24 protein-coding genes are annotated in these 26,331 nt (G+C 49.1%); 15 read left to right on the forward strand and 9 right to left on the reverse strand.

Translation table 11 applies throughout. The features are described 5' to 3' along the window. Positions 1 to 130: 130 nt before the first annotated feature. The gene (locus tag JNUCC22_RS19650; protein ID WP_003150859.1) at positions 131 to 256 is read right to left on the reverse strand and encodes a hypothetical protein; all 126 of its coding nucleotides are present in this window, start codon (positions 254 to 256) and stop codon (positions 131 to 133) included. Positions 257 to 316: 60 nt separating this feature from the next. Further along, the gene (locus tag JNUCC22_RS18090) at positions 317 to 907 is read right to left on the reverse strand and encodes a DNA-3-methyladenine glycosylase (RefSeq protein ID WP_060562370.1); all 591 of its coding nucleotides are present in this window, start codon (positions 905 to 907) and stop codon (positions 317 to 319) included. 242 nt (positions 908 to 1,149) lie between these two features. Here JNUCC22_RS18090 and JNUCC22_RS18095 point away from each other — a divergent pair, with 242 nt between their 5' ends. From JNUCC22_RS18095 to katX, 13 genes are all read left to right on the forward strand, one after another. Beyond that, a complete protein-coding gene (locus tag JNUCC22_RS18095; RefSeq protein ID WP_223252816.1) occupies positions 1,150 to 2,148 on the forward strand; it encodes a FecCD family ABC transporter permease in 999 nt (332 codons plus the stop codon). Continuing rightward, the gene (locus JNUCC22_RS18100) at positions 2,149 to 3,162 is read left to right on the forward strand and encodes a FecCD family ABC transporter permease (RefSeq protein WP_007407745.1); all 1,014 of its coding nucleotides are present in this window, start codon (positions 2,149 to 2,151) and stop codon (positions 3,160 to 3,162) included. Between the two features lie 16 nt (positions 3,163 to 3,178). Continuing rightward, positions 3,179 to 4,075 (forward strand): ABC transporter substrate-binding protein, encoded by an 897-nt coding sequence (locus tag JNUCC22_RS18105; RefSeq protein ID WP_108654955.1) that lies wholly within the window; start codon positions 3,179 to 3,181, stop codon positions 4,073 to 4,075. Positions 4,076 to 4,177: 102 nt separating this feature from the next. Further along, positions 4,178 to 4,528 (forward strand): ArsR/SmtB family transcription factor, encoded by a 351-nt coding sequence (locus JNUCC22_RS18110; RefSeq protein ID WP_108654954.1) that lies wholly within the window; start codon positions 4,178 to 4,180, stop codon positions 4,526 to 4,528. Positions 4,529 to 4,541: 13 nt separating this feature from the next. Beyond that, positions 4,542 to 5,840 carry an arsenical efflux pump membrane protein ArsB gene (locus tag JNUCC22_RS18115; RefSeq protein WP_061581630.1) on the forward strand — a complete coding sequence of 433 codons (1,299 nt, stop codon included), beginning with the start codon at positions 4,542 to 4,544 and terminating at the stop codon, positions 5,838 to 5,840. A 152-nt stretch (positions 5,841 to 5,992) separates the two neighbouring features. After that, complete coding sequence (locus tag JNUCC22_RS18120) at positions 5,993 to 6,304, forward strand: PTS sugar transporter subunit IIB (RefSeq protein WP_094031394.1); 312 nt, start codon at positions 5,993 to 5,995, stop codon at positions 6,302 to 6,304. Positions 6,305 to 6,318: 14 nt separating this feature from the next. Continuing rightward, positions 6,319 to 6,636, forward strand: a complete 318-nt coding sequence (locus tag JNUCC22_RS18125) for a PTS lactose/cellobiose transporter subunit IIA (protein WP_007407750.1) — start codon at positions 6,319 to 6,321, stop codon at positions 6,634 to 6,636. A gap of 18 nt (positions 6,637 to 6,654) precedes the next feature. After that, positions 6,655 to 7,974, forward strand: coding sequence for a PTS cellobiose transporter subunit IIC (gene celB / locus JNUCC22_RS18130; protein WP_216061975.1), 1,320 nt, complete (start codon positions 6,655 to 6,657; stop codon positions 7,972 to 7,974). Between the two features lie 29 nt (positions 7,975 to 8,003). After that, entirely contained in the window at positions 8,004 to 9,404 is a 1,401-nt protein-coding gene (locus tag JNUCC22_RS18135; RefSeq protein ID WP_012118773.1) for a glycoside hydrolase family 1 protein, read from the forward strand. 19 nt (positions 9,405 to 9,423) lie between these two features. After that, on the forward strand, positions 9,424 to 10,305 hold the full coding sequence (locus JNUCC22_RS18140) for an ROK family protein (RefSeq protein ID WP_216061976.1): 882 nt from the start codon (positions 9,424 to 9,426) through the stop codon (positions 10,303 to 10,305). Continuing rightward, a complete protein-coding gene (gene manA / locus JNUCC22_RS18145) occupies positions 10,302 to 11,246 on the forward strand; it encodes a mannose-6-phosphate isomerase, class I (RefSeq protein WP_216061977.1) in 945 nt (314 codons plus the stop codon). Before JNUCC22_RS18140 ends, manA begins: the two co-directional genes overlap by 4 nt. Positions 11,247 to 11,265: 19 nt before the next feature. After that, positions 11,266 to 12,348: a glycosyl hydrolase gene (locus JNUCC22_RS18150; RefSeq protein WP_216061978.1), complete on the forward strand. Its 1,083-nt coding sequence runs from the start codon at positions 11,266 to 11,268 to the stop codon at positions 12,346 to 12,348. Between the two features lie 77 nt (positions 12,349 to 12,425). Then, on the forward strand, positions 12,426 to 14,039 hold the full coding sequence (gene katX, locus JNUCC22_RS18155; protein ID WP_216061979.1) for a catalase KatX: 1,614 nt from the start codon (positions 12,426 to 12,428) through the stop codon (positions 14,037 to 14,039). Between the two features lie 39 nt (positions 14,040 to 14,078). On the opposite strand, the gene JNUCC22_RS18160 is transcribed toward katX, so the two are convergent. Beyond that, complete coding sequence (locus JNUCC22_RS18160) at positions 14,079 to 15,065, reverse strand: choloylglycine hydrolase family protein (RefSeq protein ID WP_025285486.1); 987 nt, start codon at positions 15,063 to 15,065, stop codon at positions 14,079 to 14,081. A 316-nt stretch (positions 15,066 to 15,381) separates the two neighbouring features. On the opposite strand from JNUCC22_RS18160, the gene JNUCC22_RS18165 reads away from it, so the two are divergent. Continuing rightward, a complete protein-coding gene (locus JNUCC22_RS18165; protein WP_015240847.1) occupies positions 15,382 to 16,740 on the forward strand; it encodes a purine-cytosine permease family protein in 1,359 nt (452 codons plus the stop codon). 13 nt (positions 16,741 to 16,753) lie between these two features. Here JNUCC22_RS18165 and JNUCC22_RS18170 read toward each other — a convergent pair whose 3' ends face one another. From JNUCC22_RS18170 to JNUCC22_RS18190, 5 genes are all read right to left on the reverse strand, one after another. Further along, on the reverse strand, positions 16,754 to 17,584 hold the full coding sequence (locus JNUCC22_RS18170; protein WP_052827997.1) for an NAD(P)H-hydrate dehydratase: 831 nt from the start codon (positions 17,582 to 17,584) through the stop codon (positions 16,754 to 16,756). A 91-nt stretch (positions 17,585 to 17,675) separates the two neighbouring features. Next, a complete protein-coding gene (gene cydC, locus JNUCC22_RS18175) occupies positions 17,676 to 19,406 on the reverse strand; it encodes a thiol reductant ABC exporter subunit CydC (RefSeq protein WP_150941509.1) in 1,731 nt (576 codons plus the stop codon). Then, positions 19,403 to 21,106 carry a thiol reductant ABC exporter subunit CydD gene (gene cydD, locus JNUCC22_RS18180; protein ID WP_216061980.1) on the reverse strand — a complete coding sequence of 568 codons (1,704 nt, stop codon included), beginning with the start codon at positions 21,104 to 21,106 and terminating at the stop codon, positions 19,403 to 19,405. Before cydD ends, cydC begins: the two co-directional genes overlap by 4 nt. Further along, on the reverse strand, positions 21,106 to 22,122 hold the full coding sequence (gene cydB / locus JNUCC22_RS18185) for a cytochrome d ubiquinol oxidase subunit II (RefSeq protein WP_007614694.1): 1,017 nt from the start codon (positions 22,120 to 22,122) through the stop codon (positions 21,106 to 21,108). Before cydB ends, cydD begins: the two co-directional genes overlap by 1 nt. Further along, a complete protein-coding gene (locus JNUCC22_RS18190) occupies positions 22,106 to 23,512 on the reverse strand; it encodes a cytochrome ubiquinol oxidase subunit I (protein WP_007614697.1) in 1,407 nt (468 codons plus the stop codon). The genes cydB and JNUCC22_RS18190 overlap by 17 nt, the downstream gene beginning before the upstream one ends. Positions 23,513 to 24,013: 501 nt before the next feature. Here JNUCC22_RS18190 and JNUCC22_RS18195 point away from each other — a divergent pair. Next, a complete protein-coding gene (locus JNUCC22_RS18195) occupies positions 24,014 to 25,357 on the forward strand; it encodes a citrate/malate transporter CimH (RefSeq protein WP_032869366.1) in 1,344 nt (447 codons plus the stop codon). Between the two features lie 34 nt (positions 25,358 to 25,391). Here JNUCC22_RS18195 and JNUCC22_RS18200 read toward each other — a convergent pair whose 3' ends face one another. After that, the gene (locus JNUCC22_RS18200; RefSeq protein ID WP_012118785.1) at positions 25,392 to 26,234 is read right to left on the reverse strand and encodes a polysaccharide deacetylase family protein; all 843 of its coding nucleotides are present in this window, start codon (positions 26,232 to 26,234) and stop codon (positions 25,392 to 25,394) included. Between the last annotated feature and the right edge of the window lie 97 nt (positions 26,235 to 26,331).

Below are 26,331 nucleotides of genomic sequence, written 5' to 3' on the forward strand. Positions count from 1 at the left end.
CAGATCAGATGCAGACGTGAAAAATGGGCAAAAAGAATGAGGAAGGGGTAAATGTATGTAAATTCTATAATGGGGAGGATTTCAAGTCAATGCGGCAATCCGATGCCAAGCCCGTAAAAAAACAGCCGGATCAGCCGGCTGTTCGGGATGCGGACATGCGGTTCCGCTTAGATGCCTTCCGTTCTTTTATGATTTTTCTGATGATCGGATAGATGACGGGCGCCCATTTGATAATCGTTTTGAAAAATTTTTTCAATGTCTGAATCCCCTTTCTTTTACCTTGTCTTTCCCCTGTTATCAGCGTTTATAAACATGGTCAGCGTGAGACATACCGGTTCCCCGTCACCCAATAGCGCCACGGATAATCCCGGGCTTCTCCGCTGTTGTCAATCCCGATTCTCGGGCCTGTTGATATATGCTCAGGCGTAAAGCCCTCCGTAATATACAGCGGCGGTTCCGTGATCATGCCGCCGTAGTCGTTCATTGAAATGCCCATCGCCTTCGTCAGTTTTCCCGGGCCGTTTGTCCACTCTCTCGGGGGTCTGCCCGGTCTCCTGCTCTCCATCAGGAACTGTCCTTCATGAGGCTCCGCCGCCCTGATTAACACGGCCTGCGGAATGCCGATGTCCGCGGCGACGACGTTCATTAATGTATGAGTGTGCATGACGTATGTATAAATGCGGCCCGCCTCATGGAACATAATTTCCGTCCGTTTCGTGCGCCGGTTGCCGAAGCTGTGCGCCGCCCGGTCTTCCGCTCCCATATAAGCTTCCGTTTCCACGATAAAACCTGAAGCCGTTCCCTCATCCGTCTCCTTCACCAAGAGACAGCCGAGCAATAAAGGGGCAAGCTCCACTGACGGTTTCTGGTAAAATTCAATCGGCAAAGGCTTTCGTTCTCCCGCCATTTGCCTCCCTCCTTTCTGAATATAGCGATTTCCTCTTTCACGTTTTTCACTTCTTTTTTACAATATAAACATGAGAGAAAAAAAGGACATTATTGTTGAACGCTCTATTGCGTTTTGAAAATCGGCTCGGTATAATATGATGGTTCAAATGAAAATGATTCTCATGTTCAATAAATACCGGACAATGATCATAAAAGTAGGTGAATTGATTTTTGAGCGATTCTGTCAGGTCCGCAAACCGTCTGATCAGCATCTTAAAAAACGGGGTTTTCTTCCTGATCGCGGTGATCGGGCTGCTTGTATCTATTTTTTTCGCCGTCTCATTCGGTGCGAAAGACATTACTTTACATACGGTTTGGTCGGCTGTTGCTGATTACAATCCGAATATAACGGGCCAGCAGATCATTCATGAATTGCGTCTTCCGAGGGTGCTCGGGGCGGCCGTTACAGGAGCCGCTTTTGCCGCAGCCGGCGCCCTCATGCAGGGTGTCACGAGAAACCCGCTTGCCGATTCGGGTGTCTTAGGCGTAAACGCGGGCGCCATGTTTGTTGTTGCGCTCAGCTTTGCTTTTTTCCCTCATTTATCATACGCCCTGCTGATGGTGATGTCATTTTTGGGAGCACTGGCAAGCACCGGCTTGATTTTCTTTATCAGTGCGGCGGGAAAAGGCAGCATGACACCTTTAAAAGTGACGCTTGCCGGGGCGGTCGTGGCCGCTCTTTTACATTCACTCAGTACCGGTGTGGCGATTTATTACGATTTAAGCCAGGATTTGGCCTTCTGGTACGCCGGCGGGGTGTCAGGGATCAAGTGGACTCATTTACAAGTCCTTGTTCCCGTGATTGCGGTCTTCATCATTCTCGCGACATTCATGGGCCGGTCCGTCACCCTTCTCTCAATGGGAAATGACGTGGCGGCGAATTTAGGGGTGAACACGGCTCTGACGCGTGCCGCCGGATTAATGATCGCCGTCGTTCTTGCCGGTGTGTCTGTTTCCGCTGCCGGCGCGATCGGCTTCGTCGGGCTGGTCATTCCCCATATCGCGCGAAAGATCGTCGGCGTTACGTACAGGCTGATTATTCCGATGTCCGCGTTACTCGGCGCGATTCTATTGATTTTGGCTGACCTGGCCTCGCGCACGGTCAGTCCCCCGAGGGAATTGGCGATAGGCATTATGGTCGCACTTGTCGGTGTCCCTTTCTTTCTTTATATTGCCCGCAAGGAAGGGAGAGACTTATAAATGAAAGTGCAGAAAGAAACAAAAAAAGCGGCGGCGGCAGGACTCATTCTGCTGGTCATCGCCGTTTGCATTATTCTGATCGGGCTGCATACGGGCTCATTCCGGCTTTCTCCTCTCACGGTGGGAAAAACGCTGTTCGGATACGGCACGTTTCAAAGCACAACCGTTTTATTCGATTACCGGCTTCCCCGGATTCTGGTGACGATGCTGGCCGGCATCGGTTTAGGAGTGTCGGGCGCTATTTTGCAGGGTGTATCCCGAAATCCGCTTGCCGATCCGGGCATTCTCGGACTGCATGCCGGCGCTTCCTTCGGTTTGATGATGTATATCACGTTCTTTCATTCCCTGGAGGCGCAGGCATCGATGTTCATCCCGCTGTTTACGTTTGCGGGCGGAACACTCGCCGCCCTGCTGATCGTAGTGCTTACGTACGACAGGCTGAACGGTTTTTTAACGATCCGCATGCTGTTAGTCGGGATCGCCGTTTCCGCAGGCTTCAGCGCCGTTACATTGTTTATGTCGCTGCGACTGAATGAAGAAACTTATACATTCGCTTCCCGCTGGCTGGTGGGAAACGTCTGGGGCAGGGATTGGATTCACGTGTGGTCGCTATTGCCCTGGATCGGCATTCTCGCACCGCTTGCATGGCTTAACGCCCGCTCTTTGAATATTTTAATGCTCGGTGACCAGGCAGCCGCGGGGCTCGGCGCACACGTGCAGAGAAAAAGGATCATGCTGATCGCCATAGCGGTCGGCTTGTCCTGCGCGAGCGTCGCGATGGCCGGGGGAATCGGCTTTATCGGCTTTGCCGCCCCTCACTTGGCAAGACGGCTCGTCGGCACCATGCATCAGCATATTATCCCGATTGCGGGATTAATCGGACTCGTCATTCTTGTCGCGGCAGACACCATCGGCCGGTCTTTGTTTCAGCCGAACGCCATTCCGGCCGGCGTGGTTGCGGCAGCCATCGGCGCGCCGTATTTTCTCTATCTCGTCATGAAAATCAAATCATAAAACAAGGAGTATTCCCATGAAAAAAATAATTGCGCTCGTCAGTTTCATGTGTATTTTCTTATTGGCTGCCTGCCAATCCGATTCAACACAGCCGGAGTCAAAAAAGAAATCCGGCGATCATAAAATCGCTTCGATGTCCATTCACCTGACAAATGATCTGCTGGCTCTCGGCGTTACACCTGCCGGTTCCGTCGTGGGCGGAGAATTAAAAGATTTTCTCCCTCATGTGAAAAATCAGCTGAAAGACACGAAAAAACTCGGACCTGCCTCAGACCCGGATATGGAAGCTTTACTTGAGCTGAATCCAGACAACATTTATCTTGATAAAGAATTTGCGGGAAAAGATGTGTCAAAATACAAGAAAATCGGAAACACACACGTTTTCGACCTTGATAAAGGCACTTGGCGCGATCATCTAAAAGATATCGGAAAAATCGTCAACCGTGAAAAAGAAGCGAAAACATTTATTCAAGATTACGAAGATGAAACAAAACAAGTCAGATCCATGATGAATAAGGAATTAGGGAAAAACTCCAAAGTCATGGCGATCCGCGTGAACGCAAAAGAGCTTCGCGTCTTCAGCACACGCCGTCCGATGGGACCGATTCTGTTTGACGATCTGAAGCTGAAACCGGCTGACGGCATTAAAGAAATGAACACCTCCCGCCCTTATGAAGTCATTTCTCAAGAAGTGCTGCCTGATTACAACGCAGATGCGATTTTCGTCGTCGTTAACAGAGACGACAAATCACAGCAAGCCTATAAAGAATTGCAAAAAAGCGCTGTATGGAAAGGGCTGAAGGCCGTGAAAGCAAACCACGTCTATAAAATTGCCGATCAGCCTTGGCTTGATTATTCAGCACTGGGAAATAAATTAGCAATGGATGAAGCGAAAAAACTGTTCCAAAAATAAACATGAGCCGGTTTTGCAAAAAGTGCAAGGCCGGCTTTTTTATATTGTCGTTTACTTATATAAACATCTGCTTATATAATAGTATAAAAAAGGAGTGAGCGCATGGAACGGAGGCATAATGCTTTAAGTTCCGAAGGGATCAGCCAGTGCCTCAAACTTCTAAGCGACCCGACGAGGCTTTTGATGCTGAAGCTTCTGAAGGATAAGGAATATTGTGTCTGCGAGCTGACGGCTATTTTTGATATAAGTCAGCCCGGCATCAGCCAGCACTTGCGGAAATTAAAGAACGCCGGCCTTGTGCGGGAAAGACGCGAGGGTCAGTGGCGGTACTATGCCATTCATCCGTCCGGTCCGGAATACGCGCTGGTTTGCTCGATTCTGCAGCAGATAGATGAAAAGGACGAAGTTTTACAGACATTGCGGCAAAAAGAAGTCACTGTTACATGCCGGTAAGGGGGATATATTCTTGGGAGTTGCGGTTTTATCAGCGCTGATTTTTGTGCTGACACTTGTGTTTGTCATATGGCAGCCGAAACATGTATCAATCGGCTGGTCTGCCTGCGGCGGAGCGGTCCTCGCTTTGATCGCCGGAGCAGTCAGCCTGCACGATATCGCGGAAGTGACGGGAATCGTCTGGAATGCGACACTTGCCTTTATCGCCATTATTATCATTTCATTGATTCTTGACAGTATCGGTTTTTTTGAGTGGGCCGCGCTGCATATGGCCATGGCGGCCAAAGGCAGCGGGCTGCGGATGTTTCTCTATGTGTCGGTCTTAGGGGCTGTTGTCTCCGCCCTGTTTGCCAATGACGGAGCGGCGCTCATTTTGACCCCGATCGTACTGGCGATGGTGCGGGCTTTGAATTTACCTGAAAAGCTGGTTTTTCCTTTTATTATCGCCGGAGGATTCATCGCCGACACCACCTCGCTTCCGCTCGTTGTAAGCAATTTGGTCAATATTGTATCCGCCGATTACTTTCATATCGGATACATTGAATATGCATCACGCATGCTGGTGCCCAACCTTTTTTCTCTGGCGGCAAGCATTTTGGTGCTGTATCTCTATTTCAGAAAAAACATTCCGAAACGGTATGACACCGGTCTTGTGAAACATCCGGCATCCGCGATTAAGGATGAACGCCTTTTCCGGTTATCGTGGGCTGTGCTGGCCGTTTTATTGATCGGATATTTCGTCAGCGAACTGCTGTCGATACCCGTTTCCTTCGTTGCCGGCTCCATCGCGGTCATTTTTCTCATTCTGGCGCAGCGAAGCCCCGCCGTCCCTGCGAAACAAGTCATCAAGGACGCCCCGTGGGCCATCGTGTTTTTTTCTGTCGGCATGTATGTTGTCGTGTACGGCTTGCGGAATGCCGGACTGACGGATCTTCTTTCTCAGCTTATACAGAAAGCGGCGGATCACGGTTTGTTTGCGGGCACACTCGGAATGGGGTTTATCGCGGCGATCCTCTCCTCCGTTATGAATAACCTGCCGACGGTGATGATTGACGCCATAGCCATCAGCGGAACGGAAACTCACGGGCTGATGAGAGAAGCATTGATTTACGCGAATGTTATCGGTTCGGACCTCGGGCCGAAAATCACGCCGATCGGATCGCTGGCGACGTTGTTATGGCTCCACGTGCTAAGCCGGAAAAACGTGAAAATTTCCTGGGGAATGTATTTCAAGACAGGTCTGATATTAACCATTCCGACGTTATTCATCACCCTGATCGGACTTTATTTATGGCTGTTATGGCTCGCTTGAGATGAAAAACCTTTTAAGTTGAATCTTAAAAGGTTTTTTTGTGTCAAAAATCCGAAAAGTAAAACTTTATATTTTAAAAGTATAGACATTTAATTTCAAAAGATTATAATATTCATGAAAACGTTTTAACTTTATGAAAGAAGGGATTCCTCATGAAAAGAATTTTATTAGCCTGCAGCTCAGGCATGTCCACCAGCCTTCTTGTTACGAAAATGCAGAATTACGCCCGCTCCATCGGTGAGGAAGCCGAGATTTGGGCAGTCGGACAGGATAAAGCAAAAGAAGCGCTGAAAGACGCAGACGTCGTACTGATCGGCCCGCAGATGAGTTTTTTAAAAGGTGAGCTTCAAAAAGATGCGGACCCGCTTCACATCACCGTTGATGTGATTGACATGATGGCTTACGGCATGGGAGACGGCAAAAAAGCATACGAACAGGCCGTTGCCTTGATAGAGAACAAATAAAGGAGGCGATAAGCATGGAAACGTACACGGATGAACAGATCAGTTTTCAGCTGATTCTTCACAGCGGCAATGCCCGCAGCAATATTATTCAATCGATACGCGCTTATAAAGACGGCCGGACAGATGAGTCAGACACCTTTCTGACAAAGGCTGAAGAAGAACTGGGGAAAGCGCACGACATCCATTTTCAGATGATTCAAAAAGAAGCCGGCGGCGCCAAGACGGATGTCTCTCTGCTTTTTATGCATGCTGAAGATCACTTAATGTCAGCGCTTTCAATGAAAGAGCTCGTCAAAGAAATGCTCGACTTATTTCAATCAAAGAATTTATAAAAAGCCGGGGGTGAAGACGTGTTTGAGAAAATCAGCCAATTCCTTGTTCCGATCGCGGGAAAATTAAACAATAACCGCTACTTGCAAGTCTTACGGGATGCTTTTATGCTGGCGTTTCCGCTGACCATTTTCGGTTCGGTGTTCGTCGTGCTGACGAACCTGCCGTTTTTAAACAAAATCATGAGCAGCTCCGCCCTGTCTGTCTTTCAATCCGGGTTTGGCGGCGCTTCGACGGCGACGATGGGGATTATGTCCATTTTTGTCGTCTTCGGGATCGGCTATTACCTTTCCAAAAGCTACGAAGTGGAGGCCGTATTCGGCGGAGCGATCGCATTGGTTTCTTTTCTGCTGCTCACCCCGTTCGTTTTAGAGCCGGAAACGGGCAAAGCGGTCGCAGGCGTCATTCCGGTTGACCGGCTTGGAGCAAAAGGGATGTTTCTCGGCATGATAACCGCTTTTTTGTCAGGTGAAATCTACAGAAGAATCGTCCAGAGAAACTTAACGATTAAGATGCCTGCCGGTGTTCCTCCGGCTGTTGCTAAATCGTTCGCCGCATTGATTCCGGCTTTTATCACGCTTACCGTCTTCCTCTTGATCAATGCGGCTGTCACCCAGATCTTTCACACCAATCTGCATGATGTCATTTATCATACGGTTCAAGCCCCGCTTGTCGGACTTGGAAGCGGCATCATTCCTACATTAATCGCTGTTTTCTTTATTCAGATTTTATGGTTTTTCGGACTTCACGGACAAATCATTATCAATTCCGTGATGGACCCGATTTGGAATACATTACAGGTCGAAAATTTGGCTGCGTATACAGCGGGAAAAGAGATTCCCCATATTATTTCTAAGCCGTTTATGGAGATTTACACCGTCGGAATGGGCGGAACCGGAATGACATTGGCCATAGTGATCGCCATCTTGCTTTTTATGAAAAGCAAACAGATGAAACAGATATCCAAACTCGGTCTCGCGCCGGGCATTTTCAACGTCAATGAGCCGATTATTTTCGGTTTGCCGATCGTGATGAACCCGATCATTATCATTCCGTGGGTGATCGCGCCGATGGTTGTCACACTTGTCACCTACCTGGCCATGTCGGCGGGGATCGTGCCCCCTCCTACCGGCGTGACCGTGCCTTGGACCGTCCCCCTTTTCATTAACGGGATTATGGCGACCAATTCCGTCATGGGCGGCATTATGCAGCTGGTCAACCTCTGTATTGTGTTTGTCATCTGGTTCCCGTTTCTTAAAGCGCTGGACAAATTAAACATGGCAAAGGAAAAAGAAGCTGAGACCGAGCAGCATGCCCGGGATGACAGCATGAGTATGTAATCAAAATCGCAGTAAGGGAGAGAAATCAATTGACTGAATCAAATATTCAATATCGTTTTCCGGAAGGATTCTGGTGGGGGTCTTCCGCCTCCGCCACCCAAACAGAAGGCGCCGCTGACAGAGACGGAAAAAGCCAAAACATATGGGATTACTGGTATGAAAAAGAGCCGAGCCGTTTTTTTAACGGCGTCGGTCCCGGCGACACGTCACGTTTTTACGATCAATACAAGGAGGATATCCGGCTGATGAAAGAAATCGGCCACAACTCCTTCCGGCTGTCTATTTCCTGGTCAAGATTGATTCCGGACGGAACTGGCGAGGTCAATCAGAAAGCGGTCGCGTTTTATCAGGACGTCATCGATGAAATGCTTGCCCATCATATTGAGCCGTTTGTCAATTTGTTTCACTTTGACATGCCGCTCGCCCTTCAGCGGAAGGGGGGCTGGGTCAGCCGGAACACCGTTGACGCGTTTGAACATTACGCCAAAACATGCTTTTCGCTATTCGGTGACAAGGTGAAAAAATGGTTCACTCACAACGAGCCGATTGTGCCGATTGAAGGCGGCTACTTATACGACTTTCACTACCCGAATCACGTTAATTTTCAAGAAGCGGTGCAGGCCGGCTTCCATACCCTGCTGTCGAATGCAAGGGCTGTCAAAGCCTACAGAGAATTGAAACAGGACGGACAAATCGGAATCATTCTGAATCTGACGCCTTCTTATCCGAGAAGCTCACATCCTGAAGATGTCAAAGCGTCCCGGATTGCCGACGCCTTTTTCAACCGCTCATTTTTAGATCCCGCCGTAAAGGGCGAATTTCCTGAGGAGCTTGTCGAGATTCTCAAGGCGGAAGGCTTTCTGCCGCATTATGAGAAAGAAGATCTCCGCCTCATTCAGGAGCATACGGTTGACCTGTTAGGCGTGAACTACTATCAGCCGAGGCGCGTCAAGGCAAAAGAACATGTTCCGAATCCGCATGCCCCTTTCCTGCCTGAGCGTTTCTTCGATCCGTATGTCATGCCCGGCCGGAAAATGAACCCTCATCGCGGTTGGGAAATTTACGAAAAAGGAATCTACGACATTCTCACCAATCTCAGAGAACATTACGGAAATATCGAGTGTTTTATTTCTGAGAACGGCATGGGAGTAGAAGGCGAGGAACGCTTCCGCGATGAAAACGGCATCATTCAGGATGATTACAGGATTGAATTTATCCAGGAACATCTGAAATGGGTGCATCGGGCCATCGGAGAAGGTTCAAATGTAAAAGGCTATCACCTGTGGACTTTCATGGACAACTGGTCTTGGACAAACGCTTATAAAAACCGCTACGGCTTTGTATCTGTCAATCTGGAAAACGGGGGCGAACGGACTGTCAAAAAAAGCGGCCGCTGGTTCAAAGCCGTTTCCGATCAAAACGGATTTTAACAGATGAGGAGGGACGGCCATGCTTGGAGGTATTGAAGCCGGCGGCACGAAATTTGTCTGTGCCGCCGGACAAAGAGACGGCACCATTCTGGACAGAGCAGAGTTTCCGACGGGAGAACCGGATGACACACTCAGACAGGTGATCCGTTACTTTAAAGATTTCCCGATAGACGCCATCGGCATCGGGTCATTCGGACCGATTGATATCCGTCCCGACAGTCAAACATACGGGTGCATCACCGCGACGCCGAAGACAGCCTGGCGGAACTGCCCTATTCTTCAAACGATCAAAAGCGCTCTGGATATTCCCGCAGGCTTCACCACCGACGTTAATGCGGCGGCGCTTGGAGAAGCTTCTTTCGGCGCGGCCAAAAACGCGGACAGCTGCCTCTATTTGACGGTCGGCACAGGCATCGGCGCGGGCGCCATCATGAACGGCAGATTTGTTCAAGGGCTGTCTCATCCTGAAATGGGCCACATTTATGTCAGAAGACATCCGGACGACGGATACAAGGGCAATTGTCCTTACCATACAGATTGTCTGGAAGGCCTCGCGGCAGGCCCCGCCATTGAGAAACGCTGGGGGAAAAAAGCATTTCTGCTGACGGATCAGCAGGAAGTGTGGGAGCTTGAGGGCTATTATATTGCCGAAGCGCTTGTGCAGTATATTCTCATACTTTCGCCGGAAAAGATCATTCTCGGCGGGGGCGTCATGAAGCAGCGGCAGCTGTTCTCTTCTATCCGTCAGCACGTGAAAAAGCGGCTGAATCAATATATTGATCTGCCCGATATTGAAAAATACATCGTTCCCCCTCAATTAGGGATTCACTCCGGCGCGGCCGGTTCGCTCGTATTGGCGGAGCAGGCCTTAGAAGCGGCAAACCGGGAGGCGGGAAAATGACGAAGCTCTTATTTTTGGAACCGGTTTTTAAAGAAAGATTATGGGGCGGGACGAAGCTGCGCGATACATTCGGGTATGAGATTCCTTCTGAGCGGACGGGCGAGTGCTGGGCGATTTCAGCTCATCCGCACGGCACATCCATCGTGCGGAACGGGCCTTTTTCCGGAACATCATTACACCGTCTCTGGAATGAACACCCTGACCTGTTCGGACAGCCGAAAGAAGACGCTTTTCCCCTGCTCACAAAAATTCTTGACGCAAATATGGACTTATCCGTACAGGTGCATCCGGATGACGCATATGCACATCGGCATGAAAACGGCGAACTCGGAAAAACGGAATGCTGGTACGTGTTGGACTGCAAAAAAGACGCGGAGCTCATTTTAGGGCATCGCGCCCAAACGAGAGAAGACTTCGTTCGGCTCATTGAACGAAACAAGTGGGATCACCTGCTCCGCCGCATCCCCATTAAACCTCGCGACTTTTTCTATGTCCCGAGCGGCACACTGCACGCTTTATGTGAAGGTACGCTCGTTCTTGAAATCCAGCAAAGCTCTGATGCCACCTACCGGCTTTACGACTATGACCGGACGGATGGGAACGGGAATAAACGCGAGCTTCATCTTCAGAAAGCAATTGACGTAACAGAGATTCCGCATACCGATGAAAAAGTAAAAAGCACAAAGCATCGGATCGGAGATGCTCTCATTACAATACTCGCAGAGACACCGTTCTTTTCAGTTTATCAATGGAATGTGAGCGGGAAAGCATCATTCCCCGCACCCGGCCGGTATTTACTCGCAAGCGTCATTAAAGGACGCGGAGAACTGGATGGATGCCCCGTTCACAAAGGCGATCACTTTATCGTGCCGGCGGATTCCGGAGATTTTGTTATAGAAGGAGATTGTGAGGTTATCGTTTCACATCCTTCATCACCCTAAAAATCAGGAGGTCTTTTATATGCTCAAAAAGTTAGCAGTCTGCCTGTCTATCGTTTTATTACTCTTAGGAGCCGCCAGTCCGATATCAGCTCACACCGTTTATCCCGTCAACCCAAATGCCCAGCAGACGACAAAAGATATCATGAACTGGCTGGCGCACCTGCCCAACCGTTCAGAAAACAGGGTCATGTCCGGGGCGTTCGGCGGGTACAGCGATGTCACTTTTTCAATGACAGAGGAAAACCGCTTAAAAAACGCGACGGGACAGTCTCCCGCCATCTACGGCTGTGACTATGGGAGAGGATGGCTTGAAACAGCGGATATCACCGATTCTATCGATTACAGCTGCAACAGCAGCTTAATCTCATACTGGAAAAGCGGCGGCCTCCCTCAGGTCAGCCTGCATCTCGCAAATCCGGCTTTTCCATCCGGAAACTATAAAACGGCCATCTCAAACAGCCAGTACAAAAACATCCTGAACCCTTCAACTGTTGAAGGAAAACGGCTTGAGGCGCTGCTCAGCAAAATCGCCGACGGCCTTACTCAGCTGAAAAATCAAGGCGTCACCGTTCTGTTCAGACCGCTGCATGAAATGAACGGCGAGTGGTTCTGGTGGGGGCTGACAGGCTACAACCAAAAAGACAATGAAAGAATCTCGCTGTACAAAGAGCTTTACAAGAAGATATACCGCTATATGACAGAGACAAGAGGATTGGATAACCTTTTGTGGGTGTATTCGCCGGATGACAACAGAGACTTTAAGACAGACTTTTACCCAGGCTCATCTTTTGTGGATATTACCGGTCTGGACGCTTACTTCACTGATCCGTATGCGATATCAGGCTATGATGAAATGCTGTCTCTGAAAAAACCGTTTGCCTTTGCCGAAACCGGTCCGTCCGGTAATATCGGAAGCTTTGATTATGCTGCTTTTATCAATGCGATCAGGCAAAAGTATCCCGAGACAACGTACTTTTTGACATGGGATGAACAATTAAGTCCGGCGGCCAATCAAGGCGCGCAAAGCCTTTATCAAAACAGCTGGACGCTGAACAAAGGCGAAATATGGAACGGCGGGTCCTTGACGCCGATCGCGGAATAACTGCTTCTTTTGAAAATCGGTTTTAAGAAACGGCTCTGCTGGGCATATTGTTACCGTTCAAAAAGGAGGGTTCAACAATGGAAAATAACAAAAACAGCGAAGAAACGCTTTCCAGTAAAACGACCGGTAAAGGCGAGTCAGAAGACACGCTGACAAACCGGCAGGGCCATCCGGTCACTGACAACCAGAATGTCAGGACAGTCGGCAATAGAGGACCGACGACATTGGAGAATTATGATTTTTTGGAGAAAATCAGCCACTTTGACCGCGAACGAATTCCCGAGCGCGTCGTTCACGCGCGCGGCGCCGGGGCACACGGATACTTTGAGGCGTACGGAAGTTTTGGAGACGAGGAGATTTCTACATACACAAGAGCGAAAGTGTTTCAAAAGAAAGGAACGAAAACTCCGGCGTTTGTGCGGTTTTCTACCGTCAACCACGGAAAGCATTCCCCGGAAACATTGCGTGATCCCCGGGGGTTTGCCGTTAAGCTTTATACCGAAGACGGCAACTGGGATCTGGTCGGCAACAACTTGAAAATCTTTTTTATCCGTGATCAGCTGAAGTTCCCGGATCTTGTGCACGCATTTCAGCCTGATCCCGTTACGAACATTCAGGACGGCGAGCGTATTTTCGACTTCATTTCCCAATCACCGGAAGCGACTCATATGATCACTTTCTTGTTTTCGCCGTGGGGCATCCCGGCCAACTACCGGCAGATGCAGGGCTCAGGCGTCCATGCCTACAAATGGGTCAATGAAGAAGGAAAAGCCGTGCTCGTCAAATATCACTTTGAACCGAAACAGGGCATCCGCAACCTGACACAGAAGGAAGCGGAAGAGATTCAGGGGAAAAACTTTAACCATGCGACACAGGATTTGTATGAAGCGATTGAAAAAGGCGATTACCCTGAATGGGAAGTGTATGCGCAAATCATGACTGATGACGAACACCCCGAGCTGGATTTTGATCCGCTTGATCCGACCAAGCTGTGGTATAAAGACGATTTCCCTTGGAAGCCGATCGGTAAATTGGTTCTGAACAAAAACCCGGAAAACTACCATGCCGAGGTGGAACAAGCGTCATTCGGAACGGGCGTGCTTGTGGACGGCCTTGATTTTTCGGATGACAAATTACTTCAGGGGCGGACATTCTCCTATTCAGATACCCAGCGGTACCGCGTCGGCGCAAACTACCTGCAGCTTCCGATCAACTCGCCGAAAAAGCATGTCGCCACCAACCAGGAAGGCGGGCAAATGCAGTATCGGGTCGATCGGGCAGAAGGACAAAACCCGCACGTCAACTATGAGCCGTCCATTATGGGGGGACTCAACGAAGCAAAGCAGGATGGGAAAGACCATACACCTCATGTCGAAGGCGATGTGATGCGGGAGGCGATCGACCGGTCGAATAACTTCGGCCAGGCCGGAGAAACATACCGCAGATTTTCGGAATTTGAACGGAACGAATTGATCACAAACCTGGTCAATACGCTTTCTTCCTGCCGCAAAGACATTCAGGATCAAATGATTGAGAATTTCACAAAAGCAGATCCGGACTACGGAAAACGTGTGGCGGAAGGGCTGAAAAAAGCCGCCGAAAGCAACAGCGGCGGGCCGATCGGCACTACTGATACAGCACAAGCCGCAAAACAGGCTGAACAGGAAAGCCATCCGTCTGATCCGTATTAAATAAAAAAACAGGACAATCGCGTCCTGTTTTTTTTTGAGCTAATTCAGCTCCTGTATATTCTGCTCCGCCGCGGCCGCAAATACTTTCGGCTCCGGACGGTCAAGATCTTCATGGAATAAACTTACTTTGTGAATCTGCCGGTTGTCGTACAGATGAAAGTAGTAGTTCCCGGTGTCACAGCACATGACCGACGTATACTGCGTATAATCAATTTCATTCTCCTCTGTGATCACCGCGCCTTTTGGAATATTCACATTGGACAGCACGTGAAAAGCGGCCGTAACGCCATCCGTTTCATGAGCGGCAGGCTCTAAATGCTCTTTCAGATAAGCGGCTCTGATGAATCGGGATGGCGGCGTGTAATCACCGGGAAGCCCGATCGTTCCAGATCCTTGGCCGAAAGCGGTTAATGTCATTCCGCCCAATGTTTTGCTTTCTGACTGCTGCGGCCTGATTCCGATATAATGGCGCAGATTGGTCACATGCCAAGGAAATTCCGGGCTGTTGGTCATCACTCCGGGTTTGTTGTCATATACTTTCATTCCCTCCGGTGTCGGCTCGATGACAATGCAGCCGCCCGTGCGGTCTGATAAAATCCAATGAAGAGGCAGCACCGTATCCAATAACATCAATTTCTTCTCTACAATCGTCAGCGAACCGAGCTTTTCCTTTATGTCTTCAAGAGATTCACAGTTTGATAAGGCCCAGGTGACAAACTCATGAGGAGCGATGTGACAGGTGCCCTCCCGTTCCGCTTTCTCGTATCCCGCAAAGCCCGGAAAATACAGCGTCGCACACGACAGCCCTTTTTCATTTACGCCGTCGGCAAACAGAACATTGCCGAGATTTCTCCCCATGCCGATAAATGCGTATTTCGTCTTATGCATCCTGCCGTCAGCTTCGCTTTTCCAGCTGTACTGACGAGGATAAAGCACGACGTCCGTCCCGAGCTGAAATGCAAAATCCATCGTTCGCGCCAATAGGTGATTACCGTCTGTCGTTTTCAATGTAAGACTTGTACACATATCATCAATCCCCTTTTCATTAATGAAATTTACACAAAGTAAACTATTCTTCCAGCTTAACGAATAATGGCTCCATTCGTCAAAAGATTGACACATTTCTCCTTAATACATATTAGTCCGTAAGCATATCCATGCCTTTTAAACCCTGGCAAATCGTTTTGGCGGCAGTGTTTGTTCCGTTTTTCAAAAAAACTTTTGAACGGCTGTCAACGAGGCTTTACAATGTTTTTCCTGCATGCTGGAATTTGTAAACGGCAGGTCAATCTGTTAAGCTATGTCTTTATGTTAAAGAAGAACATACGGAGGAGATTATCTATTGAAAGTAGAAAGGCGAACGATTGAACATATTCCGCATGACGAAAGACACGGAAAGGCTAAAGATTTATTCCCCGTCTGGTTCGGGGCTAATATGCATATTACGACGTTAGTCACAGGCACACTGCCCGTTACAATGGGGCTCGATCTCTTTTGGAGTATCGCCGCCATTATTATCGGAACCTTTATCGGCGCAATCTTTATGGCGTCTCATTCCGCACAAGGACCTCAGCTCGGAATTCCGCAAATGATTCAAAGCCGCGCGCAATTCGGCGTGATCGGAGCGATTCTGCCCCTCTTTTTGGTCATGTTTATCTACTTGGGCTTCTTTGCGAGCAGTACGATTCTCGCAGCCGGTACACTGAGCAGCTTTGTACCGATTCCGGCTTCATGGTGTATTATCGGCTTAAGCGCCATCTGTTTTTTACTCACGATCTACGGTCATGATCTGATTCACAAAATGCAGAAAATCCTCTCTTGGACCTCCTTTGCCGTTTTTTTTGCTGCAACGATTCTTATTTTTCAACTGCCGATTCCTTCAGGAAGCTGGGTGCCCGGCTCATTAGATCTGCCTGTTTTTCTAGTGGCGGTCAGCGCGGTGGCCACATGGCAGCTGGCATATGCGCCATATGTCGCAGATTATTCCCGTTATCTGCCGGTCAAAACACCGGCATCGCATACCTTTTGGTACAGCTACGCAGGTACGTCAGTCAGTTCCATCTGGATGATGCTTCTCGGCGCCATTTTGACGACGGCGCTCCCGGAATTTACCGCTAATGCGGGAAATGAGATTGTCCGATTGTTTGGTCCGTTTTCCTTTATTATGCTGATCATCGTCCTGTTCGGGCAAATGGCGATCAACGTCTTTAATTTATACGGAGCCTTTATGTCAACGACGACTACCTTAGAGCCGTTTTTAAAACTGAAGGTGACGCCGAAAACGAGAGTGGTAATGATCCTTTGTGTGACGGCAGCAGGTACTGTATTAAGTCTCTTGGGCCAAAGCAATTTCATGGAACTGTTTTTAAATTTCATCTTTTTCATCAGTTATTTCTTAATTCCATGGACGGCGATCAACCTCGTGGATTACTATTTTATCCGCCGCGGAAAATACCACGTCAAATCGATGTTTGACGTCAACGGACAATACGGCAGGGTCAATTGGATTACAGCGGCCGCCTTCGTTTTGTCGATTATATTAGAAATCCCGTTCATCAATACATCCTTTTACATTGGGCCGCTCGCTGAAATATTCGGCGGAGGCGACATTGCCTGGGTCATCGGCCTGGCCGTTCCGTCGCTGCTGTATTATGTCCTGATGAAATCAAGGGTAAAACAACAAGAGGCGCCTTCTCTATGAAGACGCCTTTTCTTTATTCATATTCCTTCCATACACGCGGCAGCAGTTCAGAAAGTTCGTGCGCCAATAAGGTATGGGCGGAGCGCTCTTTCGTCCATAACTCCGCACATTCACCGTGAAGGCGGACGGCGTTCAATACGGCATGCTTCGGGTCTTGATGACAGCACAGCATGCCGAGAATCATTCCCGTCAGCGTGTCGCCGGTCCCGCCTTTTGCAAGCGCGCCGTTTCCTGTTGTATTCCTGCGGCATTCCCCGTCGGGAAAAGCGATAATGGTTTCGTTTCCTTTCAGGACAATCGTGGCGTGAAGCCGCTCCGCCCATTCCGCGGCATATCCCGCTCTGTTCTGCTGAATCTCTTGAATCGGAAGGCCTGTCATTCTGGAAAATTCGCCGGGATGAGGCGTCAAGATCACGGGGGCTTTCCTCTTTGGATAGGTTCTTTTCGTAATGGCGCCCGCGTCCAGTATGACGGGATAATCGGCAGAAAGCAGCTGATCAGCCGCCTGCTGCACTTCGTCTGTTTGAGGAAGGCCCGGCCCGATGGCAGCGGCCCGGATGGTTTCCCCGGGCTGGCCCGCCGCGGCTTTTTTCCAGCCGTCACGCCAGTACGTCGCTTCCGGCAGCACCGGGACGATAAGCGGGATGACGCCTGCCGATGTACCGATGACGAGCTTGCCGACACCGCTTCTCATCGCGCCCAATCCGGCCAGAAGGGCAGCTCCCGGCATGTCTTCGCTGCCGGCCAGCAATAACGCCGTCCCGAACGTCCCCTTATGGCTGTCTGCCTCCCGCTTCGGCAGCGTATCTTTCACATCCTGTTCCGTCCAATCCATTATATTCATCTCTGTACCTCCTCTTCTGTCTCCTATTTATATTCCAAACAAGAAGAGATTTTAAACCGCACAAAAAAAACAGCCGCTTGTTTGCGGCTGTTTATGTTCTGATTGGAACATCAAGACGGTAAAGCTTCCGGTACCGTTCGTTTTCTGCAAGCAGCTCTTGATGAGTTCCTTCCATTTCTGCTTTTCCATTTTCTAAAAAGACGATTTTATCAGCTGTTTCCACACCCGCTAAATGGTGTGTAATCCAGAGGATCGTTTTCTCTTTAAAGACATCAAAAATCGTATCAAGCAATTCGCGTTCAGTGACCGCATCAAGGCCGACCGTCGGTTCATCAAGGATAATGACCGGCGTGTCTTGGAGCAGAATACGGGCAAGCGCGATCCGCTGCCGTTCCCCGCCTGAGAAACGAATCCCCGTCTCCTGCACGGACGTTTCATATCCGTCAGGCAGTGATTCAATATAATCATGCAGCTTCACTTGCCGAGCCGCACGCTTAACATCTTCATCACTCGCCTTGCCGTTTCCGAGCCGGATATTGTTCATAATGCTCGTGTTAAAGAGATGAGGTTTCTGATTCAAAACGGCCACCGCTGAGGAAATCTGCTCCTGCACGGCCGCAGTTTCCAGCCCATTCAGCATCACTTTGCCCGAATCGGGAACTAAGGCACCTTCAATTAAAGCGAGAGAGGTCGACTTACCGGAGCCGCTCCTGCCGAGCAGCGCCATTTTTTCACCTTGGCGGAGAGTGAAAGAAAAACGGTCAAGCACATGACTGTGCTGATCATAAGAAAACGTCACGTTATCAAATGTAAGTGTCACATCCGATACATCCAGTTTCTCATCCGTCTGCTTCACCTCACGACTTCGCAGCTCCGGAGCCGCCTGACTCATTCTTTTGATGGAATCCTGATAAGAAGGCACTTCCGTCAGCGCATCCGAAAGGGGCAGAAACGCCTCCGTCAATGGAAATACGACAAGCACAAAGGCCGCAATCATCGTGTTGGCGATGCTGCCGTCCGCATACTGACCAGCCGTCCAGAACAGCATGATCAATATGAAGCCGCCGACAAGGCATTGCGCGGCGAGATCACGCCATCTCGTAAACCGCTGACGTTTGCTTTCAAGGTCAAACCATGCCTTCTCTTTCTCTTCATAAGAGGAAATAAAGGCCGCCTGGCGTCCCGAGAACATCCAGTCGCTCACGCCGAGCACGGCATCTGTCAGCCGGCTGTAGAGCGTATTCCGGCCGCTTTTCAGCCTCATGTTTTTCGCTCTCGTCACAAGAAGCGACACAACCGGAAACAATACAACCAATATAAACAGATAAATCGCCGCAAAAGCGGCAAACGGCCAGGAAAAAAAGCCGAGTCCGATAACGGATGCCGCATACAGCAGCAAAGCGGAAACCGCCGGGAAAATCGTTTTTAAAAACGCATCCTGCAAATGCTCAATATCCTCAGCCAAAATGCCGAGCATGTCGCCCGTCCGAAAACGGGATGAAAGCATGAGCGAGGCCGGCTCCAGCATATTGTAAAGCCGCACCCTCATGTCGGACACGATTTTCAAAATGATATGGTGCCCCGTCAGACGCTCGGCGTACCGTGAGACTGAACGGGCAATCCCGAAGGTGCGCACGGCCACAATCGGAACGTACACCAGCAGGATATTCTCAGGCCTAGTCGCCGACTTAGAGATCAAAAAACCGGAAGTGAACATGAGAAAGGCCGCCGAAAAAATCGTCACCGCGCCTAAAAAAATCACAAGAACAAACAAACGGGCATTTTGCTTTATATACGGCAGAATCCATTCTTCTTTTCTCATGTTCTTTCCCCCAGTTGCGCCTTTACAAGTTTGGCGTATACGCCTTGTTTCGCCATCAATTCGTCGTGGGTGCCGATTTCCGCCACCGCGCCGTCATCAAGCACGATAATTTCGTCCATCTCAAGCATCCAGTGAAGACGGTGAGTGGCCAGAAAAACAAGCTTATTTTCAAACAGGTCTTTCATCGTTTCTTTTATTTCATATTCTGTTTCAATATCAAGGTGAGCGGTCGGCTCATCCAAAAGGAGAATCGGCCGGTTTCCTAAAAAGGCTCTGGCCAGCGCGACACGCTGAGCCTGTCCTCCGCTGAGCGCCCGTCCGCCCTCGCCGATCCGGCCGTCAAGACCGCCGGGCAGATCACGGATCAGTTCGGAAAGACCCGCCGAAGCAGCGGCCTGCGCCGTTTCCTCACGCGAAGCATCAGGATGATAAAACCGGATATTATTCAAAAGCGTGTCATCAAAAATGTACGGGTGCTGCGGAATATAAAGCAGCTGCTTCTGCCAGCCGTCCGACTGCAGATGCGAGCGGGATTCACCGTTTACCTTGATCTCACCGGACACAGGCTCTAAAAAGCCGCCCAGCACATCAATGAGTGTCGATTTTCCCGCACCGCTTTCCCCGATAATCCCGATTTTCTTCTTCCCTTTGAAGGACAGATGAAATTCAGACATCGATTCTCGGACGGACAAACGCGTAAGCTGTAATTCATCCCCGTCAGTCCACGTATCAAGTTCGAGCGGCTTTTCTTCTTTAAAACCGGGCTGCGCCAAAATCGCTTGAATCGTTTTCCCCGCCTCCTGCCCGTTTAACGTCGCGTGGTAATCATTCCCCACTTCGCGGACCGGGAGAAAGTATTCAGGCGCGAGAATGAGCGCGGTCAATGCCGGCCCGAGCAGAATTTGTCCGTCTATCAGCCGCAAGCCGAGAAACACCGCCACTGTCGCCACCGACAGCATCGTAAAGAAATCCAGGGCGAATGATGATAAAAACGCGACCCGGAGCGTGCTCATCGTCGCCTTGCGGTATCTCTCACTGACATGAAAGATGTTTTTACTGTGTGATTTGCTTAATCCTAAAAACCGCAATGTCTCCAGTCCGCGGAGCGAATCCACGAAATGATTGGAAAGTGTCTGATAGGACTTCCATTGGCGATCGGCTTTTTTCTGCGCGACAAGCCCGAGCAGAATCATAAATATAATCAAAATCGGAAGCGCCAGAATCAAAATCAAAGCCGATGTTTTATCCTGAAAAAACACGTAAATGACAACGGCTGCCGGCACAATCGCCATGCTGACCATTTTCGGCAGAAACAGCTCTAAGTAGCGGCGGAACTGGCTGATGCCTTCCATCGCCAGCGTCACCATCCGGCCTGTCCCCTCTTTTTTCGCAAAGCGGGGGCCGAGACGGAACAATTGCTCAAGAAATCTTTTTCTTAAGTCCGCGCCGGTTTGAGCGGCATATTGGTACACGATTTTCTGCCGAACCGCTGTCACCGCATGCCGGACCAAGAACGCAAGCAGGAAAAAGCCGATAACCGGATAAAGAGAAGCAATCCGCTTCCCGTTAAATAATCCGGTTACCGCCTGGCTCAGCCATTCCGCCTGCAAGATGATGGCGGCCGTTTGTATAATCGTTAATCCCGTAATGATCGCAAGAATCCGCTTCATTCCTTTATAAAGAAACAGGTCTTTTCCCATTAATAAGTCATAGGCTCCTTATGGCTGACGCGTTTCCGGAAGACATAATAGCTCCAGATCTGACTGCCGATGACAAACGGCAGCAGAGTCAGTGCGACAATTGTCATGACCTTAAGTGAATAATCACCGGAAGACGCGTTAGCTACTGTTAAGTCATACGCGCTTGTCAGCGAGCTGACCATGACGCGCGGGAACAGAGAGATAAAAATCATCGCAACTGTCAAAGCAAGACCCGCGCCGGTCATACCGAATGCCCAGCCGTCTTTTTTCTTGCTCATGAACACAACGGCAAGAACGTTGCAGATGACAATCAGCACGAATACCGGAATCGTGATGTTTGCCCGGCGTGTAAACATATCCGTATCGTATGCAGACATCGCAAAGAAAGCAAGTACAACAAGAAAGATAACACCGATTACGCGTTTCGCCATTTTTCTCGCACGCTCTTGTAAATCACCGATCGTGCGCAGGGTGATAAACATTAAACCGTGCAGGAATGAAAGAAGGGTGACGGCTGCTCCGCCAAGAACGGAATACACGTTCACAATATCTGAAAAACCTGCGTGAATGTTCATATGTCCGTCAATCGGCACACCGCGGAACAAGCTTGTGAAAATAAGTCCGAATACAAATGGCGGGATAAGGCTGCCGAAGAAAATCACCCAGTCCCATGTTTTGACCCATTTCAGATTATTCACTTGGCCGCGGAATTCAAATGCCACGCCGCGCCCCATCAAGGCAAGAAGAATGATGATAAACGGAATGTAATATCCGCTCAGCATCGTCGCATACCAGTTCGGGAATGCCGCGAAGATCGCTCCCGTACCTGTGATAAGCCACACCTCATTCGCATCCCAGAACGGGCCGATGGTGTTCACCAGCACTCTGCGTTCTAATTCATTATGGCCAAGAAATCGGGTCGAAATGCCGACACCGAAATCAAAACCCTCTAAAAAGAAAAATCCGACAAACAAAACTGAAACGAGTATAAACCAAAGATCATGAAGTGACCCCATGGTAGACCTCCTGACTGAACGGATCCGTTGACACAGGAACATCCTTATGATCATCATGGTCCGCACCTTTTTTAATTTCACGAACGAATAGGAAAACAAGCAGCGCGCCTAAAATCAAGTACATGACGCCGAAGCTGATAATTGAAAACAGCAGAGATCCCGTCGTTACGTTAGGAGAAACGGATTGTGCGGTCGTCAATTGCCCCATGACCGTCCACGGCTGGCGGCCGATTTCAGTCATAATCCAACCGGCAGAGTTCGCAATGAATGGGAATGCGATCAGTGCGATCATGCCCCGTAAATACCACTTGCTCGTATGAAGCTTTTTGCGGCGGTTCAGAATAAAACCGGCAATCGCGGCAAAAATCATAAGCGCGCCCGCTCCCGCCATAATGCGGAAACTCCAGAACGTCGTTTTAACAGGCGGGATATAGTCGCCTTTTCCGTACGTTTTTTCGTATTCTTTTTGAAGTGTTTTCATCCCTTTCACACTGCCGCTGAACTTCTGGTAAGCCAAGTAGCTGAGTGCGTAAGGAATTGAAATTTCTGATGTGTTTTTTTCTTTATTCGTATCAATATTCGCAAAAGCCGTCCACGCGGCAGGATCACCGCTGTCATCCCAAAGCGCTTCACTGGCAGCCATTTTCATCGGCTGCGATTCCATTAAATGCTCAGCCTGCATATGTCCGCTGAACGCAACGCCGATACCGGCGATCAGACCGACAATCATCGAAAGCTTGAAAGATTTATGGAAGAAAGGCACTTCTTTTTTCTTCAATAATTTAAATGCGCTGACACCGGCGATAAAGAAAGCACCCGTCGCAAGCGCCCCGAAAATGACGTGAGGGAATTCAACCCAAAGCTGAGGGTTTGTCAGAAGCGCCCCGAAATCATTCATTTCCGCGCGGCCGTTTTTAATCGCAAAGCCGACCGGCTCCTGCATGAATGAGTTTGCTGTCAAAATCCAGAAAGATGACATAATCGTTCCGAAGGACACAAGCCAAATGCAAAGCAAATGCACTTTTTTAGATAAACGGTCCCAGCCGAAAATCCATAATCCGATAAAAATAGACTCCATAAAAAACGCCAAAAGCGCTTCAACCGCAAGCGGAGCTCCAAATACGTCTCCGACAAAACGGGAATAATCAGACCAGTTCAATCCGAACTGGAATTCCTGAAGAATCCCTGTGACGACGCCGACAGCGAAGTTAATTAAAAAGAGATGCCCCCAAAATTTAGCCATTTTGAGATAGGTCTCTTGTTTTTTGACAACATAAAGCGTCTCCATCAAAGCAACCATAAACACAAGCCCGATAGACAAAGGCACAAACAAGAAGTGAAACAATGTTGTAGATGCAAATTGAATGCGGGCTAATACCAACTCACTCATGATGTTTTTCCTCCAATCTGGTAAATTGCTCAACATTTCACAAACATAGCGAAATCATTGCTCGGTATTTCACAAAAAATGATATATTTGCTCAATGTTTCACAAATTCGTCAAAACTATTGAAATATCAGCCTGTACACCCTGGGGGACAGCGGCTGTCATAGAAATGATTCAATATCATTACTTTACAACGATTCAGCCTAAAAAAAAAGATCAATATACCTAAAATAAGGCTGAAATTGTGACCGATTATTGTCGGATTTGTAGAGATTTTATGTCAGCACCTAGGATATTTGTCCTTTTGATATCGTACCTCTTTTTTATTCGTGTGGCGAACAAAATGCTTTTCTCGGTGAAAAAGCCCGCCAAATCGCCATTTTGAGAAAGAAAATGTGAAGAAAGCATGCCCCTAGTAAATTCATAATATATGAACAATTTAAATTTTTTAGTATACTTTAAATGGGGATATTTTTTCACTACATAACGACTGGGGGAACAAGCATGGGAGAACTTCAACCAAAATTGCAAACGGATTCAATCCAAAAACAGGAACGGACTGATAACTGGTTTGCCAGAGCAATGAATATAAGAATCGGCATTATTCCTCTTCCTATCTATATCCTGCTTTTCTTGCTTATTACGGTGTTTGTCATGAGCCGTGATGTAAAAAGCGACATTCTGACATCAATTGCCGTCATGAGTTTTTTCGGATTTACCTTCGGCCAGATCGGAAAATCCATTCCGATCGTGCGTTCCATCGGCGGCCCTGCGATTCTCGCAACCTTTATTCCATCCGCTGTCGTCTACTACCACCTGCTTCCGAAAGACATTATTACTTCAACAACAAAATTCACAGAAAGCTCCAACTTTCTCTATCTATTTATTGCCGGTATCGTCGTCGGCAGTATTCTCGGGATGAAAAGAGAGACGCTCGTCAAAGCTTTCGTCAAGATTTTTATTCCGCTGATCGCCGGCTCGATCGCGGCCGCCATCGTCGGCTTATGCGTCGGGACGCTGCTCGGGCTCGGCTTTCAGCACACACTGCTTTATATTGTCGTTCCGATTATGGCGGGGGGTGTCGGTGAAGGCGCGATTCCTTTATCCATCGGCTACTCCGATATTATGCCGATGTCCCAGGGAGACGCCTTTGCGCTTGTGCTGCCGTCCATCATGCTCGGCAGCCTGTGCGCCATTATGTTATCGGGTTTGCTGAATGTCATCGGGAAACGCAAACCGGAATGGACGGGCAACGGGAAGGTTGATAAGTCTGATCATTCCGCTCCCGCATTGGAACAGCCGGCCAATGATAAAACGTTTGATTTGTCCTTTTTCGCTTCGGGCGGTATTTTAGCGGTTTCCCTCTATTTGGTCGGCATGCTGGCGCATGATTTCTTTCAGCTTCCGGCTCCTGTCGTGATGCTCGTCCTTGCCGTTCTCATTAAGCTGTTCAGGCTGGCGCCGGCTTCGATTGAAAACGGAGCCTTCGGCGTCTCGCGCTTTTTCTCGACAGCCGTGACCTATCCGCTCTTATTTGCGATCGGCGTTTCAATGACACCGTGGGACAAGCTGATTGCGGCGTTTACGATCAGCAACATCATTACCATTTTATCAATCGTCGTCACGATGATGGCCGTCGGTTTTCTGACCGGAAAATGGCTGAATCTGTACCCGATTGAGACGGCGATTATTAATGCCTGCCATTCCGGCCAGGGCGGCACCGGCGACGTCGCGATCTTGAGCGCCGCTGAACGGCTTGAGCTTATGCCGTTCGCCCAAGTGTCGACCAGAATCGGCGGAGCGATTACCGTGAGTGTCACCCTTCTGCTGCTTCATCAATTCTATTAAACTGAAAAAAGCCTCCGCATATGCGGAGGCTCTGTTATTTCATCACATTTTGAATATAAGAGCCGAATGCCGCGCCGGACATGCCCGGCGACACACGGACGCGGTGAAGCCCGTAAAGCCCCTGATCTCTTGACGCCGCTCCCGGCTCCGTCGTGACCGCCATACGGTAGCCTGACGCGGCGGCGGCTTTTAATGTTTCCTTATTATATCGTCCGACAGGGTAGCTGATCATAGACGTCCGCTGCCCGAACATTTGATCAAATAAACGCTTAGAGTCCTTCATTTCACGTCGCTGCTGCTGCGGTGTGAGCCCGTTCAATTCGAGATGGTTCATCGTATGGCTCTGAATGGAAATGCCGTGGGCGGCCATCTCCTTCATCTGCTTCTCAGTCAGATGATTCTTATGCCCGATATAGTTTCCGATCATAAAGATTGTCGCTTTCATCTTGTATTTCTTTAAAATGGGATAGGCCGCTTTCACATTGTCGGTATAGCCGTCATCAAATGTGATCAGAACACATTTTTCACGCGGCTCCTTATCCTCCGTCAGCATCAGATAGGCCTCTTCAGGAGTCATCGTATAATAGCCGTGATCATGAAGCCACTTCATATGCTGCCGGAATTCTTCCTTCGGCACACGCAGGCTGTTTCCCTCAGAAATGCTGTGGTACATCAGAATCGGCAGTCTTGCCGTTCCTTTCGTTTGAACCCAGGCGGACGTATCCGGCTCTTTTTTGATTTGGCGCTTTACAGACTTTTTATCGTGGTGCGCTTCTGCCTTCGGAATGCTTTGTTCGGCGCTTGCCTCATGGCCCGAGCAGGCGGCAAGCGTAAACACGGCAGCCAAAAGGCACATGCACATGATCATGCGTTTCATCGTTTTCCTGCTTTCTGTCTTCTATTTACTTTTTATATCGGTTATGCGTCATAAATTGTTACATCAAAAAAGCCGGACATCCAGCTGTCCGGCTTTG

The sequence above is a fragment of the Bacillus sp. JNUCC-22 genome, assembly GCF_018861275.1.
In the GTDB taxonomy this organism is placed as follows: Bacteria; Bacillota; Bacilli; order Bacillales; family Bacillaceae; genus Bacillus; species Bacillus velezensis.